General features: G+C 29.9%; 15 protein-coding genes. 10 read left to right on the top strand and 5 right to left on the bottom strand.

Annotated elements, in window-relative coordinates:
- Nucleotides 1–63 precede the first annotated feature (63 nt).
- Together BUB01_RS15280 and BUB01_RS15275 are read left to right on the top strand one after the other, a co-directional pair.
- Entirely contained in the window at nt 64–855 is a 792-nt protein-coding gene (locus BUB01_RS15280; protein ID WP_072990187.1) for an Mrp/NBP35 family ATP-binding protein, read from the top strand.
- A gap of 212 nt (nt 856–1067) precedes the next feature.
- A complete protein-coding gene (locus tag BUB01_RS15275) occupies nt 1068–1256 on the top strand; it encodes a ferredoxin (RefSeq protein WP_072989790.1) in 189 nt (62 codons plus the stop codon).
- A gap of 42 nt (nt 1257–1298) precedes the next feature.
- Here the strand turns inward: BUB01_RS15275 and thiT are convergent, their stop codons facing one another.
- The 4 genes from thiT to BUB01_RS15255 all read right to left on the bottom strand — a co-directional run bounded on the left by thiT (nt 1299) and on the right by BUB01_RS15255 (nt 3843).
- Nucleotides 1299–2000 carry an energy-coupled thiamine transporter ThiT gene (gene thiT / locus BUB01_RS15270; protein ID WP_072989786.1) on the bottom strand — a complete coding sequence of 234 codons (702 nt, stop codon included), beginning with the start codon at nt 1998–2000 and terminating at the stop codon, nt 1299–1301.
- 255 nt (nt 2001–2255) lie between these two features.
- Complete coding sequence (locus BUB01_RS15265) at nt 2256–2465, bottom strand: hypothetical protein (RefSeq protein WP_072989783.1); 210 nt, start codon at nt 2463–2465, stop codon at nt 2256–2258.
- A 72-nt stretch (nt 2466–2537) separates the two neighbouring features.
- Nucleotides 2538–2993, bottom strand: a complete 456-nt coding sequence (locus BUB01_RS15260) for a PadR family transcriptional regulator (RefSeq protein ID WP_072989780.1) — start codon at nt 2991–2993, stop codon at nt 2538–2540.
- Nucleotides 2994–2997: 4 nt separating this feature from the next.
- Complete coding sequence (locus BUB01_RS15255; protein WP_072989777.1) at nt 2998–3843, bottom strand: DegV family protein; 846 nt, start codon at nt 3841–3843, stop codon at nt 2998–3000.
- Between the two features lie 500 nt (nt 3844–4343).
- On the opposite strand from BUB01_RS15255, the gene nrdD reads away from it, so the two are divergent.
- The 7 genes from nrdD (at nt 4344) to BUB01_RS15220 (ending at nt 13839) form a co-directional block, all read left to right on the top strand.
- Nucleotides 4344–6461 carry an anaerobic ribonucleoside-triphosphate reductase gene (gene nrdD / locus BUB01_RS15250; RefSeq protein ID WP_072989774.1) on the top strand — a complete coding sequence of 706 codons (2118 nt, stop codon included), beginning with the start codon at nt 4344–4346 and terminating at the stop codon, nt 6459–6461.
- 590 nt (nt 6462–7051) lie between these two features.
- Nucleotides 7052–8221: a homocitrate synthase gene (gene nifV / locus BUB01_RS15245; RefSeq protein ID WP_072989772.1), complete on the top strand. Its 1170-nt coding sequence runs from the start codon at nt 7052–7054 to the stop codon at nt 8219–8221.
- Between the two features lie 59 nt (nt 8222–8280).
- Nucleotides 8281–10203 (top strand): aconitate hydratase, encoded by a 1923-nt coding sequence (locus BUB01_RS15240; protein WP_072989770.1) that lies wholly within the window; start codon nt 8281–8283, stop codon nt 10201–10203.
- Nucleotides 10204–10281: 78 nt separating this feature from the next.
- Nucleotides 10282–11490 carry an NADP-dependent isocitrate dehydrogenase gene (locus tag BUB01_RS15235; protein ID WP_072989768.1) on the top strand — a complete coding sequence of 403 codons (1209 nt, stop codon included), beginning with the start codon at nt 10282–10284 and terminating at the stop codon, nt 11488–11490.
- Between the two features lie 200 nt (nt 11491–11690).
- Entirely contained in the window at nt 11691–12200 is a 510-nt protein-coding gene (gene nrdG / locus BUB01_RS15230) for an anaerobic ribonucleoside-triphosphate reductase activating protein (protein WP_072989765.1), read from the top strand.
- A 45-nt stretch (nt 12201–12245) separates the two neighbouring features.
- Nucleotides 12246–13049, top strand: a complete 804-nt coding sequence (locus BUB01_RS15225) for a metallophosphoesterase (protein WP_207649998.1) — start codon at nt 12246–12248, stop codon at nt 13047–13049.
- 40 nt (nt 13050–13089) lie between these two features.
- Entirely contained in the window at nt 13090–13839 is a 750-nt protein-coding gene (locus BUB01_RS15220; protein WP_072989758.1) for an N-acetylmuramoyl-L-alanine amidase family protein, read from the top strand.
- Nucleotides 13840–13862: 23 nt separating this feature from the next.
- Here BUB01_RS15220 and BUB01_RS15215 read toward each other — a convergent pair whose 3' ends face one another.
- Nucleotides 13863–14756 carry an alpha/beta fold hydrolase gene (locus tag BUB01_RS15215; protein WP_072989755.1) on the bottom strand — a complete coding sequence of 298 codons (894 nt, stop codon included), beginning with the start codon at nt 14754–14756 and terminating at the stop codon, nt 13863–13865.
- 216 nt (nt 14757–14972) lie between these two features.
- On the opposite strand from BUB01_RS15215, the gene BUB01_RS15210 reads away from it, so the two are divergent.
- The gene (locus BUB01_RS15210) at nt 14973–16445 is read left to right on the top strand and encodes a leucyl aminopeptidase (protein WP_072989752.1); all 1473 of its coding nucleotides are present in this window, start codon (nt 14973–14975) and stop codon (nt 16443–16445) included.
- Nucleotides 16446–16457 lie beyond the last annotated feature (12 nt).

Here is a 16457-nt window from a genome sequence, read left to right as displayed (position 1 = left end):
AAAAAAATAGTTTCAAATATAACATTAACTAAAAAAGGCGAAAATCCAAAAGTGCAAAAGCCTATGAAAACTAATGTTAATGTTAAGGTATTACCGAAATATGGCGATATAAAAAATATAATAGGTGTTATAAGTGGTAAAGGTGGAGTTGGAAAGTCAACTGTTACTGGAATAATGGCTACGCAACTTGCTAATAAAGGTTATAAGGTTGGAGTTTTAGATGCTGATATTACAGGACCATCTATGCCTAGGTTTTTTGGAATAAATGAAAAAAGAGCACAAATGGTTCCTATAGATAATAACAATAATTTTAAATTTATGCCTGTTGAAAGTAGCTTAGGTATAAAAGTTATGTCAATGAATTTATTAACTGCTGTAGAAGATCAACCTGTTATTTGGAGAGGACCAGTTATAAATGGTGTGCTAAATCAAATGTATCAAGATACTGTTTGGGAAAATCTTGATTACTTATTAATAGATATGCCACCAGGAACAGGGGATACAGCACTTACAGTAATGCAAAGTTTTCCTCTTACAGAACTTATAATAGTATCTACACCTCAGGACATGGTATCTATGATAGTTAAAAAGTTAGTTATTATGGCTGAGAAGATAGGGGTTCCTATTAGAGGTGTTGTAGAAAATATGGCCTATATCAATTGTGGTGATTGTGGAACTAAGATGAAAATATTCAGTAAAAAATCAGCGGAAGAACATGCAGAATATTTGGGAATACCATTAATAGCGGAACTTCCTATTAATATAGAATTAACAGAAGCTCTTGAAGAGGGTAAGGCATCTGAATATGTGGCACAAGATTCATTATATACAATGTTATTTGGTGGCTTATATTAATATTTCATAAAGAAGTAACTTGAATTTAATCAAGTTACTTTTTGATTTTATCAATTAAATTATATAGATGATTTATGATATTAAAATTTTAAAAGTAATTAAATAAAAGTTCGTAATTTACTTTTTTTAAAATATTGCAGAATTTATAAATATTAAATTTAAATATGGATATAATAAAATTGGTTAATGAGATAAAAAAAGGAGTGAGTCATATGCAAGCTAAAGTTGATAAAGAAACCTGTATTGGATGTGGCCTTTGTCCATCAATATGTCCAGAATGTTTTGAAATGGATGATGATGGAAAAGCTAAAACTATAAAAAGTGAAGTTCCTGAAGGAGCACAATCAGAAGCTAAAGAAGCAGAATCAGGATGCCCAGTATCTGCTATAATAGTAGAGTAGAAAAAGAGATGATGGATTTAAAGTCTATCATCTCTTTTTTTATTATGCAGTTTTAAATGATTCCATTTTTGTTTTACTATTTAGCTTTATAAGTCTTTGAATAGGTAAGAAATACATAATAACTAGGCAAATAAATGTTTCAGTCCCTATTAATGATGCATTAATAGTTAATGAGTAAAGCCAAGGCGAAGTACCTTTAGGTGCATAATTTCCAAAAAAGGCTACACCTGATATGAAATGACATATAAATCTACCAAACATAGCTAAAAAGGTTCCAAGCATTTTTTTATTTTTAAAGAAGCCAGCAATACCTAATGCTAAAAATGGTAGTGGATAATCAAAAAGTACTTGTATAGGTGTTAAAATATAAGGATTCATAAATAAATTTATAATTCCAAATAAAAGGCCTGTTAAGCAGCCTATAAGAGGACCGTAGATAAATGCTATAAGTATTATAGGTATCATACTTCCCAGTGTTACGCTGCCACCTTGAGGAAAATGATATAATTTAAACATATGAAGTATAGTAGCTAAGGCTAAAGCCATACCTATCCTTGATATGAGTCTAGCATCCATTTTTATATGCTTAGTCTTTATAATTACTACCAGCAAAACTAGTAAACCTAATATAGTAATTAACGATAATGGATTAGAAAAGATTTTATGTGAATTTTCAGGTAGTTTGGAAAAGAATTTGTACAAATTAGTACTAAATTCATAAAAGATTTTTTGTAAGTAGTTCATAGTAAACCTCCTTGATGCGCTAAGAGGTGATATTTGTTATAAAAATAAAAAAACGCATTCCAAAGGAATACGAAATATTTGAATAACGCTTCCCTACGCTGGTACTAGCCAGATCAGGTTATAGTATTTCAAAATAAATTATTAACTATTTATTTTTTCAATACTTTGAGGGTTAATGGATAATCCATCTCTCAGCCAATTGGCACCCCTAGCACACTATTAATTTGTAAATACAATTAAAGTTTACAATAAGTGTTAAAAAAAATCAACTATTTTATTATTGCCGAGAGTATCATGGTTAAATACGTTGTTATTTAATGATTCTAAAGTCGAAAATGGAATATCTACCATATCTCCTATGTTTATATGTATAGGGAGCTTGCTTAAAGATATGTCCATAGTACTCCCGTCATTTAAACTGACTATAGCATCACTTTGAGTAATATCTAAAACTTTGCCTTTCATAGAATCACCTCATAATAATATTTAACAATATTATTAGCTTATGAGTAAGATATTATGCAAAAAAGACCTGTACTAAGAATACAGGTCTCCATAAATTATTTTAAAAACTTCTAAAGCTTCTTCTATTTTAACTTGGAGTAAATTCTTTTTGTTGTTAAGTTCTTCATAACCTAATGGAGTCAAAGAATAAATTTTTTGAAATTTTTTCTTAGGATCATCCCATTCTCCCACTATGAAGCCCTGTTTTTCAAATTTTTTAAGTAGGGGATAAATTCCACCAGTACTTGGAATCCAAAGTCCTTGAGTACGTTCGCCTATTTGATTGGCTATATCATTGCCGTTCGTAGGACCTAGACTAAGTATATATAATGAATATAGTGGTAACAGTCCCTTTGTAAATACTTGCCCTACAGCTTCATTTTCTTTTTGAATCTTTTTTAGTTCAGATAATTTACGTTTGTATTCATCATAAAGGCGTTTTTCTTCTGCTTTAATATCCTCTATGTTATGAAAGCTAAATTGGTCCATGAGATTAACTTAACCTTTGAATTCCGAGTCCTATAAGTCCAGGACCAGTATGAACTCCCAACGCTGGACTTATTGTGGAGAGATCTAAGTTCTCTATGTTTTCAAAGTCCTTAACAGAATCTAAGAACTTTTTTGCATCCTCCATAGCGCCACCTTCAATTATCCAAACATTACATTTATGATTTTTTAAATTTTCATTTAGAATCTCTTTAAGTTTATTTAAGGATTGTTTTCTACCTCTTGCCTTAGCGTGGGTATAGTAAACGCCTTCGTCGCTAACGCCTATAATTGGTTTTATGTTAAGCATTTCAGCTATAGAACCTGCAACTCTACCTATACGACCACCTCTTTTTAAATACTCTAATGTTTCAAGTGTATAATGTATAGATACGGTTTCTTGTATTTTTGGAATAATTGTTATTATTTCTTCATAAGTTTTTCCTTTAGCTATAAGTTTAGCTGTCTCTAATACAATAACACCTTCAGCAATGCCTAGAATTTTAGAGTCAAATATATAGCTTTGAAGTTTAGGATGGTTTTCAGCCATTAATCTAACAGAGTTAAAAGTTCCAGATAACCCACTAGATATAGTTATTACAATAACATGAGTAAATCCATCTTGTTCTAATGATACTAAAGTATCCTCAATGCATTCCATACTTGGAAGTGAAGTTGTAGGTATTTCTGTATCTAATCTTTTATAGATTTCTTCAGGTGTCACGTTAATTTTGTCTAAGAACTCTGTATCCTTATATATTATTCTAAGTGGTAATAGTTTTATATTATAATTTTGTAAAATTTCTTGTGGTAAATCACAAGCGCTATCTGCAATTAAAGCAATCTTTTGCAAAATTTAATCCTCCTAAAAACATTTTTTAAGTGCAGTCAAAGAAATAATGTAGCAAGGATATAAATATATTGCCACGTTATTTCTGAAATATGCCTTAATAAAATTATAGCATAAGTGATAACTATATCAATAGTGATATAGTTTAATAGAAAAATATTTATATATAAGTTTTAATAAAATGAGAGTGTCCAAAAGTAAAGAGCTAGAAGTGACTAAACATCAAGGGGTTAAGATTGAGAATTTTATAAATAAAATAAAGTAATAAAAACTTCATAATAGGTTCTTTTATAATAAAAAAACATACCTATAATTAACAAGTTTAAGTAATCAAAAAAGCCCAATGTCAACATTAGAAAAAACACAAAAAAAGCTAAAAATTAAAGAATGGAAGACATAGCATTAATTAAATTAGGAAAAAAGAAGTATTTAAAATTGGTATATATATATATAGTGAAGTATAATATGTCAGTACCATATATTGTGTAATGGGGGTAAGTAATATGCTAGATGTTGTAAAAAGGGACGGTAGAGAGGTTGTTTTTAATACAGAAAAAGTAAGTAATGCTATTAAAAGAGCTGCAGATGAAGTAGGTTATAACTTAAAAGAAAGTCAGGTTATAGAGACTGTTCAAAGAGTTATTAACTATATAGAGATGTCGGAAAAAGAAAAAGTTACAGTAGAAGAAATTCAAAATCTTGTTGAAAAAGCTCTTAAGGATAATGGGCATAAAGAAGTAGCGAGTGTATATGCTTATTATAGGGAAGAGAGAACTAGAGTTAGAGAAATTAAGTCAGATCTTATGAAAGCAATAGGTAAAATTGGAGTAGAAACAGATAGAGATAATGCTAATGTGGGAAACAACTTTTCATCAAAGCTTTTAAGAATTGCTTCAGAATCTAACAAGTGGCATAATTTAGCTTCTATGCCTAAAGAATTAGCTAAAGCTCATGAAAATGGAGATGTTTATTATCATGACTTAGATAGTTATAATTTAACTACAAATTGTTTACACATACCAACTAGGGAAATGCTTGAAAATGGATTTAATACAGGATACGGAACTATAAATAAACCAAGAAGAATAGAGACAGCTGCAGAGCTTTCATGCATACTTCTTCAATCAACTCAAAATGATATGTTTGGCGGTCAGGCACATCCTGATTTTGATAATGATATGTCAATTTTTATTGAGCCTACAAGGCAGGAAATAAAAGAAGAATATATAGAGCTTGGTATAGAAGGTGATAGATTAGAAGAGCTTACTAAAAAGAAGCTTAATGAGAGAGTACATCAAGCTATGCAAGGTGTTGTATATAATCTTAATACAATGCATTCAAGAGCAGGTTCACAGGTTCCTTTTAGTTCTATTAATTTAGGTATACCAATGAATGAAGATGCAGCCTTAGTTTGTGAAGTATTTTTAGAAGAATATGAAAGAGGACTTGGCAAAGGTGAGCAACCAATATTCCCTAATATAATTTTTAGAGTTAAGGAAGGCGTAAATAGAGAAGTTAACGATCCATATTTCTACCTTTATGAATTAGCATGTAGAGTTGCAGCTAAAAGAATGAATCCAACATTTATGAATATAGATGCAGATTTTAATAAAGAGTATTACGATAAGGGATATATGCCAGCAACTATGGGATGTAGAACTTACTTAATGAAAAACGTAAACGGTGAACCAGGATGTAAAGGTAGAGGAAATATAGCACCAGTAACTATAAATATGCCAAGAGTAGGTATATTAGCTAAGGGTAGTATAGATAAGTTCTTTGAACTATTAGATGCAAGATTATTACTTTCAAAGGAAGCTTTAATGCATAGATATGGAGTTTTAAAGAATTTAAGAGTCAAAGATTTACCTTTTGTGGCTGGTCAAGGTCTTATGAAAGGGTCAGAAGGATTGTCACCAGATGATTCTATTGAGCCAATATTAAAACAAGGAACATGGGGTATAGGCTTCATAGGTCTTGCAGAAACTCTTATAGCACTTACTGGTAAGCATCATGGGGAAGATGAGGAAACTAGAGAATTAGGTGTTAGAATAGTTACCCATATTAGAGAATACACTGATAAATTAACAGAGGAAACAAGACTTAATTGGAGTACTTATGCAACACCAGCAGAAGGACTTTCAGGAAAGTTTATAAAACAAGATCAAAAGATATTTGGTAAACTTAAAGGCGTAACTGATAAAGATTACTATACAAATAGCTATCATATTCCTGTTTATTATCCAATATCAATTAAACGAAAAATAGATATAGAGGCTCCATATCATAGTCTTTGCAATGCTGGACATATAAGTTATCTTGAAGTAGATGATTGTCCAAATGGAGAAGCTATAATGGATATATTAAATTATGCTTATAAGAATACTAATATAAGCTATCTAGGAATAAACTTTCATATAAGATATTGCAGAGAGTGTGGAACTTATCTTCATAATCATGAACATAAGTGTACTAATTGCGGAAGTTCTAATATACAAGGTGTATCAAGAGTGACTGGATACTTAAGTCTAGATGAAAGGTTCGGACCTGGTAAGTATGAAGAAAGAGAAGCTAGAATTTCTCATTTAGATAAACATAAGAAAGCATATTATTGCGTTTAAATATAATAAGTTGATTAAAGTGGATTTAGCTTTAATCAACTTATTTTTTATTGGAATAAAATTACCAATATGAGCTAGATTTAAAAAGTTTTAATGAATTTTTGATAAAAATATGAATATGTATAAAATAAGGATCGGTTAATTGACCGGTCCTTACTTTATATTCAATTTCTAATTGTAATATGATTTTTATAAATTAAATTTAATATTGTCTTTATTTTATGTTTAACAAGTATATTAATGTAAATTTAAATTTTAAATTGTAACATATATAGGTCCTAATTAATTTTTTAAACTCAAATTACTCAAGATTATAGACTTTTCTAAAATTTATGGCGTAGATTATTTATTAGAATCTATATATTATTAATTTATTAAAAAAACAAAAATATGTGGAAATTGAATTATTGCTATGATAAAATTGTATTTAACAAACAATTCCATATACTTAAAAAGTGTCTGGAGTATTGTGAATAGTAGAATACTGGTTGGAGGTGATATAAAATAAAGAGTAAAAATGAAGCGTAAGAGTTGTTATCATTCAAAAAATGGAGGGCTAAGGTTAGATTTAAAAAAAGGGGGCTAAGGTTATGACTATTAGAAATAAGAAGGATAATAAAAATATTTATATAGTTGACACGACTCTTAGAGATGGAGAGCAAACTGCAGGTGTAGTATTTGCTAACCATGAAAAGGTGACTATAGCTCAAATGCTTAGTGATTTGGGGATAGATCAATTAGAGGTTGGAATTCCAGCTATGGGTGGTGATGAGAAAGAAGCTATAAAATCAATTGTTAAGAGAAATTTAAATAGTAGTATCATGGCGTGGAATAGAGCTGTTATAAAAGACATACAAGAATCTATAGATTGTGGGGTAGATTCAGTAGCAATTTCTATTTCTGTATCAGATATTCATATAGAACATAAGCTTAAAACTACACGTGATTGGGTTTTAGAAAATATGGTTAAATCAGTAGAATTTGCGAAGAAAAATGGACTATACGTATCTGTAAATGGGGAGGATGCTTCAAGGGCTGATATAGATTTTTTGACTAAATTTATAGAAGTTGCAAAACAAGCTGGTGCAGATAGGTTTAGGTATTGTGATACTGTTGGCATTATGAATCCCTTTAAAATAAAGGAAAATATAAATATTTTGACAGCTAGAACCAAATTTGATATAGAAATGCATACTCATAATGATTTTGGTATGGCTACAGCAAATGCATTAGCAGGAGTAATGGGAGGGGCTAGTCATATAGGAGTTACAGTAAATGGACTTGGTGAGAGAGCTGGTAATGCTGCATTAGAGGAGGTTTTAATGGCTCTCAAATATGTACATGATTATGATGTTAATGTAGATACTAGGATGTTTAAAGAGGTATCGGAATATGTTTCTAAGGCTTCAGGTAGAGAGCTTCCAGCTTGGAAGGCTATAGTAGGTTCTAATATGTTCGCACATGAATCAGGTATACATGCAGATGGTGCTATAAAGAATCCTTTAAATTATGAAGCTTTTGAGCCAAGCGTAGTTGGTCTTGAAAGACAAATAATAATAGGAAAGCATTCAGGTAGGGCTTCAATAGTTAATAAGTTTAAAGAGTATGGTATAGAACTAGATAGTGCTGTGGCTGAATACATGCTAGTTAAGGTTAGAGAATTGTCTGTAATGCTTAAGAGATCTCTTTTTGATAAAGAGTTAGTACAAATTTATAAAGATGGAGTTGAAAATGGGAACATTAAAATAAGCAATAAGTAAATATAATAATAGTTTAATAAGCAATAAATAAAGAGGCTTAATAAGAGGAGGGCTAAATTGTGGGCTATAATTTAGTATATAAGATATTAAAAAATCATTTAGTTGAGGGAGAGTTAAAGGCTTTAGAGCCTATAGGAGTAAGGATTGATCAAACATTAACTCAGGACTCAACAGGAACCATGGCTTATTTACAATTAGAAGCTATGGGAATAGAAAGAGTCAAAACTAAAAGAAGTGTAGCATTTGTAGATCATAATATGCTACAACAAGGTTTTGAAAATGCAGATGACCATAAATTTATACAAACTGTTGCTTCTAAATATGGGGTTTATTTTTCTAAGCCTGGTAACGGAATTTGTCATCAAGTATTTTTAGAGAGATTTTCTCATCCGGGCGAGACTTTAATAGGTTCAGATTCCCATACTCCTACGGCAGGTGGGGTTGGAATGCTTGCGTTTGGAGCTGGTGGTTTGGATGTAGCTATTGCTATGGCTGGTGGAGCATACTATATAAATACTCCTAAGGTTTGTAAGGTGAATTTAACTGGCAAATTAACTCATATGGTTACTGGGAAGGATATAGTTTTAGAAGTTCTTAGAAGACTGACTGTAAAAGGTGGGGTTTCAAGGGTTTTTGAATATAGTGGAGAAGGATTAAAATGTCTTTCGGTACCTCAAAGAGCTACAATAACAAATATGGGAGCGGAATTAGGAGCAACTACATCAATATTTCCAAGTGATGAAAAAACGCTTGAATATTTTAGGGCTCAAGGTAGGGAAAATGAATTTATAGAACTTAAAGCAGACAAAGATGCTACTTATGATGAAGAAATAAATATAGATTTGAATAGTTTACAACCTTTAGTAGCTAAACCTCATTCTCCAGATAATGTGGAAGAGGTTTCTAAGGTAGGAAAAATAAAGGTAGATCAAGTGGCTATTGGTAGTTGTACTAATTCATCTTATGAGGACTTAATGAAAGTAGCTAAAATACTTAAAGGCAAAAAGGTTCATAGAGATGTAAGTTTAGTTATTTCACCAGGTTCGAGACAAGTAGTAGAGATGTTAGCTAGGAATGGAGCTCTAGCAGATATAATAAGTTCTGGAGCTAGAATTTTAGAAAATGGTTGTGGACCATGTATAGGTATGGGTCAAGCACCTGGAACTAATGGTGTTTCTTTAAGAACTTTTAATAGGAATTTTTATGGAAGAAGTGGTTGTCTAACAGCTCAAGTTTATTTAGTAAGTCCAGAAACTGCTGCTGTATCTGCTATAAATGGGTACTTATCAGATCCAAGAGAGTTTGATGGAGATATTAGTATAGATTTTCCAGAAAAATTTATAATAGATGATTCTATGATTATAGATCCTTCAGAGGATGGTAAGGATGTAGAAGTAGTAAGAGGACCAAATATAAAACCATTTCCAATAAATAAAGAGCTGAATGATATAGTAGAAGGTAAAGTGCTATTAAAGGTTTCTGATAATATCACAACAGATCATATTATGCCTTCAAATTCTAAGTTGCTTCCTTATAGAAGTAATATTCCTTATCTTGCGGAATATTGTTTTAATACGGTAGATAAAGATTTTCCTAAGAGAGCTAAAGAATATAATGGTGGCTTTATAGTTGGAGGAAATAACTATGGTCAGGGTTCAAGTAGGGAACATGCTGCATTAGCACCTTTATATCTTGGAATAAAAGGGGTTATAGCTAAGAGCTTTGCTAGGATTCATAAAGCTAATTTAATAAACAATGGAATAATACCAATGATTTTTGAGAACCCAGAAGATTATGATAAAATAAGAGATCTTGCAGAGATAACCATTAATGATTTATTGAATAGTTTAAATAATAATAACTTAAAATTAGATGTAAAGAACAATGAAGGAGAAAGTTTTTCTATAAATGTTAGAGTTGACTTAACCTCAAAAGAGATAGCTATATTAAAAGCTGGTGGAAGACTTAATTATATAAGGTAGAGTTTTACGGATTCTTTAACTTTTAAAACTTTAAGTTCATTTTTTATTATAGTTTAAGTTTAAATTGGAGGGGCTAAAATGAATAGGATAGAAATGACCACACCATTGGTTGAAATGGATGGAGATGAAATGACAAGGGTAATATGGAAGGATATAAAGAATGAACTTATACTTCCGTATGTAAATCTTAAAAGTGAGTATTATGATTTAGGGTTAGAATATAGAAATGAGACTAATGATAAGGTTACTGTAGATGCAGCAGAAGCTATCAAAAGATATGGAGTAGGAGTTAAATGTGCAACTATAACTCCTAATGCAGATAGGGTTAAAGAATATAATTTAAAGGAAATGTGGAAAAGCCCTAATGGAACTATAAGAGCAATCTTAGATGGTACAGTATTTAGAACTCCTATAATAGTAAGTAATATAAAGCCGTTCGTTAAAAATTGGACTAAACCTATAACTATAGCGAGACATGCATATGGTGATGTTTATAGAGACGTTGAGTTTAAGGTCCCAGGAGAAGGTAGAGCAGAACTCGTATTTACAAGTTCTGAAGGTGAAATCACAAGACAAGTTATTCACGATTTTAAAGGTGAGGGCGTACTTTTAGGGATGCATAATTTAAATAAATCTATAGAAAGTTTTGCAAGATCATGCTTTAATTATGCCTTAGATTCTAAGAAAGATTTATGGTTTGGAGCAAAAGATACAATATCCAAAAAATATGATCACACTTTCAAAGATATATTTGAAGATATATATGCAAGTGAATATAAAGAAAAGTTTGAAGCAAAAGGAATAGAATTTTTTTACACTTTAATAGATGACATAGTTGCAAGAGTTATAAAATCAGAGGGCGGTATGATTTGGGCTTGTAAAAACTATGATGGAGATGTAATGAGCGATATGGTAGCAACGGCCTTTGGTAGTCTTGCTATGATGACTTCTGTTTTAGTATCTCCAGAAGGAAATTATGAGTATGAAGCAGCTCATGGAACTGTTCAAAGGCATTATTATAAGCATTTAAAGGGTGAAGAAACTTCTACAAATTCAATGGCTACTATATTTGCATGGACTGGGGCTCTGAAGAAAAGAGGAGAGTTAGATTCGAATAATGAATTAGTTGAATTTGCTATGAAGCTGGAGAAAGCGGCTATAGATACTATTGAAAATGGAACAATGACTAAGGATTTAGCATTATTACTAGATAATAAAGATGTTAATGTTGTTAATACAGAAGGGTTTATAAAAGCTATAAAAATAAGATTAGAAAGCTGTTTATAGAATCAAAATGTTATAAAAATTTAATTATTAAAAAGACCTTTAAGGTCTTTTTTTATGTTAAAATATATATACATTATGGATATTTTTTCGTATGGCAAATCTTATAAGAATAATTTTTTATATGGTACATTACAAAAGAGAAATATAGTAAGGATATAAAGATTATATCTTTTAAATTTAGAAATGGAGAGTGTAGTTTAATGGATAAAAGCATAAGATTATCTGGAATAGCTTATGAAAGTCTAGTTAATGGACCTGGAATGAGAAGAGTGTTTTTTTCGCAGGGATGTCGTCATAATTGTAAAGGTTGTTTTAATGTAGATACTCATGATTTTAATGGTGGAGAACTTTTAGATATGGATGAACTTATTTTAGATGTAAAAGAAAATCCTATGTTAAAAGGAATAACTTTCAGTGGGGGAGACCCGTTTGAACAAGCAGATAAATTCACATATATGGCTAAAGCTTTTAAAAAAATGAACCTTAATATATGGTGTTATACAGGATATACGTTTGAATACTTAAGAGAGAATACTAGTGATAAGAATAAATGGCAAGAATTATTAGAGAATATAGATGTATTAGTTGATGGTAGATTTGTTGAAGAGCAAAAACAAGAGGGACTAAGGTTTAAAGGTTCTTCAAATCAAAGAATTATAGATGTTGAAAAAAGTTTAAAGGAAGATAGCGTTATAGAGCTGTCATTTTAAAATGATATGGTTAAATATATTTTAGTAGCAATTTTTATAATTATTTTGATAACTATATTTATATATTATGAAAATAATGTTATAGATGAAACAAAGGTTAACATAATAAACAAAAAAATACCTAAAAATTTTAATGGATATAAAATAATACACATTTCGGATTTACATTCTAAAAGTTTTGGGTATAAGCAAAAACGACTTGTTGATAGAATTAAATCAAATAGACCGGATTTAATATTTATAACAGGTGATTTTGTAGATAGTAGAAATTATGATGAGAAACCCTGTCTAGCCTTAATAAAAGAAATAAAGAATATAGCACCTATTTATTATGTTACTGGTAATCATGAATCTAGAAGTGGTAAAAGTAAAGAATTTTGCAACAAATTAAGTAAATTTGGAGTAAATATACTTTTGGATAAATACGAGTATATATCGCTTGGAGAGGATAGGCTTAATATATTTGGTATTTTTGATGCTAGTGTTAAAATTAGAGATTCTAAAAGAGAAATAGAAACTAGAGTTAATGAGAAGTTAGATAAAATAAAAGGAATAAGAGAAACAGAACTTAGGATTTTACTAGCACATAGACCTGAATATTTTAAAAATTATAAAGAAGCCGGATTTGATATTATATTTTCTGGTCATGCACATGGTGGGCAGTGGAGACTACCTATAATAGGTGGGTTAATGGCGCCAGCACAAGGTTGGTTTCCAAAATATACCTCTGGAGTACATGTTGAAGATGGAAAACAATTGATTATTAGTAGGGGATTAGGAAACAGTGCTTTTCCAATAAGGTTATTTAATCATCCAGAATTAATAATAGTAAATTTAAAGGATAAATAGTAGTTTACTTATATAATTTTAGTGAGGTGGATGGGGGAAAATGGGTAAAAGGATAAGAAACAATAAGAAGTTTATGAGAAAAAAACAAAAGGTTATATTTTATTTAACTGCTGTGACACTTATATTTATAGTGATTTTAAGTATTGATAATTTTAAGCAAAAGCAAAAAGATACTTTACTTAGTACGACTAATACACAGGAGGAACAAAGAAAATTTGTAGTGTGTTTAGATGCAGGTCATGGTGGTTATGACAATGGATGTACAAGCTATACAGGTATAAAGGAAAAAGACACAGTTTTAAAAATTACATTAGCTTTAGGTAAAAGATTAGAGAAACAAGGCTTCAAGGTTATATATACTAGAACTAGTGATGATGTTACTTGGCCAGCGAATGAAAAAAAAGATATAAGAGAGAGAGTTAATATATCTAATGAAAGTAAGGCCAATATATTTTTATCTATTCATTGTAATATGTATAAAAGTTCACGATTTAAAGGTTTCGAAATTTGGTGTAAGAATCCAAATTCAGAAGAAGAAAAATTAGCTAAAGAAATTAGGGATGAATTTTCGAAATTAAAATATACAGATTGTGAAGGTATTAAATATGAAAGTCAAAAATCCTTAGGTGTATTAAGAAATAATAATGCAACATCTGTATTAGTAGAGCTTGGTTATGTCAGCAATAAAAATGATGATAAATATGTAAATTCTATTGAAGGGCAGAATAATCTAGTACAAGCACTTGAAAAAGCAGTTATAAATTATAAAGACTCAATTAAAAAAAGATAAGAAATAAGCAGATAAGGTTAACCTTATCTGCTTAAAAATGCGTTAATTTCTTTTAATACAATTTCTTTAGTTTCTAAATGTGGATTATGCCCTGTTTGGGAAAGTAAAACTAACTTAGAATTTTTTAAAGTATCATTTAATTTATAACTATCTGAGAAAGGTAATATTTTATCATTCATTCCCCAAAGTATAAGAGTAGAAGTATTTATATTCTTTAAATCTTCTTCTTTAAAACTAATATCAACTAAGTATAATTTACTTAAACTTTTACTAGGCTTTTGAGACGTGTAATAAAAATTTTCTTCAAAAGTATTAAAATCAATGAAATTTTTATTGTAAAAACTATTGTAATAATGTATTAAAGAAGAAAAATAATTTAACTTTAAAGCTTTTAGAATAATAGGAGGAAAAATATTTTTGTTAGGTTTTGAAAAAATATTTGGACTTAATAATATTAGTTTGCTTATTGAATTAGGATAGAGTTTAGTTATCTCGGTGCATAAATTTCCGCCTGTAGAATGCCCAATAAGTGAATACTTAGAATAACCAAGTTTATTCATAAGATCGTTACAAGTTTTAGCTAGATTTTCCTTAGAGTAATTTATATTCTCATCCGTAGAAGACAATCCACAACCAGGTAAATCCAATAATACAATTTTATTTGTTTTACTTAGAAGTGTTGAAATTTCATTAAAATCTACAGAGGAAGAGTTAAGATCATGAATTAAAAGAACAGGAGAACCTTCTCCTAAAATCTTATAATTAATATCTATATTATTAACTTTTTGTGTATTAGTTTTTGAAAATACTCCATCATAGTGAAGAAAGATTGACAAATAAGCTATTAGATTACCTAGAATTATAAAAAGTAAAAGAAAACTCATAATAAAAAAGAAAGCTCTTGATAATCTTTTCATCCGTTAGACTCCTTAAGTTTAAATTTTTGTTTAGTAACTATTTTTTTATTATATCAAAAACATAATTAGAATTAAACGGGGATAAATAGATATAATATTAAAAGTAAATAACTTTTAATTAAGTATTAAAAAAGTTATAGAGTTTTTAAATACTATATGCTATATTATTAATAGATAATGGTTTTTAACTAATAATACAAATTGTGGGGTGATAGTATGAAAATAGCAATAAAGAGTTTTAAGTGTACAGATGCTGATGTTACTATAATACCAGTATTTGAAGGAAAATTAGAAACTCCAAATGAAGAAATCACAAAAACGTTAACTCGTTTAGAAAGTAGGGGACAATTTAAAGGGGAGTTTCTAGAGGTTGTAAACTTTACAAGGAACGTAGAAAACAACCTAAAAGATGTTATAGTTATAGGTATTGGAAAGGAAGAAGATGTAACCAAGGAAAAAGTTAGAAAAATTTATGGAAAAGTACAAAAGAAAGCTAATGAATTAAAAACTAAGAAGGTATTTATAAGGGCTATTGATACAAATATTATTTCTTTAGAGGATATAATTAAGGCTTCGGTAGAGGGATTTGTACTTGCAAGTTATAAATTTGATAAATATAAAAGTGATAAAAAAGAGAACATAGAATTTGAAATTTCTATAGGTGGTAAACATATAGGTGATGATAAAATTAATGAGTTAGAAGGATATTTACAAGAGGCTAAAAGTTTAGCAGAAGCTACTATTATAGCTAGAGATTTAGTGAATGAACCTTCTAATGTTATATATCCAGAAACATTAGCTGAAAAAGTTGAAACTCTAGGAAATGAATATGGATTTGAAGTTCAGGTTTTTGAGAAAGATCAAATAGAAGAATTAGGGATGAAGGCATTCTTAGAAGTAGCCAGAGGTTCAAAGAAAAAACCAAAACTTATAGTTATGAGATATTTTGGGGACAAAGAAAATGAAGATAAAAGATTAGGTTTAGTAGGTAAAGGATTGACATATGATTCAGGCGGATATTCGTTAAAACCAAATGATGGAATGGTAACTATGAAATCTGATATGGGTGGTGCAGCTGCGGTTATAGGAACTATGGTTGCTACAGTTAAGAATAAATTAAAGAAAAATGTTATAGCAGTAGTTGCTGCTTGTGAAAATATGATATCAGGAGATGCATATAAACCAGGTGATATTATAGGGTCGATGGCAGGAAAGACTATAGAAGTATTAAATACAGATGCTGAAGGAAGATTAACCTTAGTAGATGCTGTAACTTATATAATAGAAAAGGAGAAAGTAAGTGAGGTTGTAGATATAGCAACTCTTACAGGGGCAGTACTAGTAGCTTTAGGAGCAACTACAACAGGAGTTGTTACAAATAATTGTGAGTTTTATGGAGATTTAGATAAAGCATCAAAGATATCAGGTGAACCAGTTTGGATGTTACCAGCGTTTGAAGAATATAAAAATCTTATAAAGGGTGAGATAGCAGATCTTAAAAATATAGGCGGTAAACATGCTGGAACTGTAACAGCAGGATTATTTATAGGCGAATTTGTAGGTGATAAACCATGGCTACATCTTGATATAGCTGGAACAGCTTGGGCAGATGCTGTAGGTGAATATAATATAAAGGGTGGAACAGGAACAGGTGTTAGAACTTTATATGAATTAGCAAAAATAAGATAGAAGAAAAGGCTA

Origin of the sequence: Clostridium cavendishii DSM 21758, assembly GCF_900141845.1 — a bacterium.
Lineage (GTDB): Bacteria > Bacillota > Clostridia > Clostridiales > Clostridiaceae > Clostridium_AG > Clostridium_AG cavendishii.
Note: the sequence above shows the minus strand (reverse complement) of the source record. Positions and strands in the feature narration are given on the sequence as shown.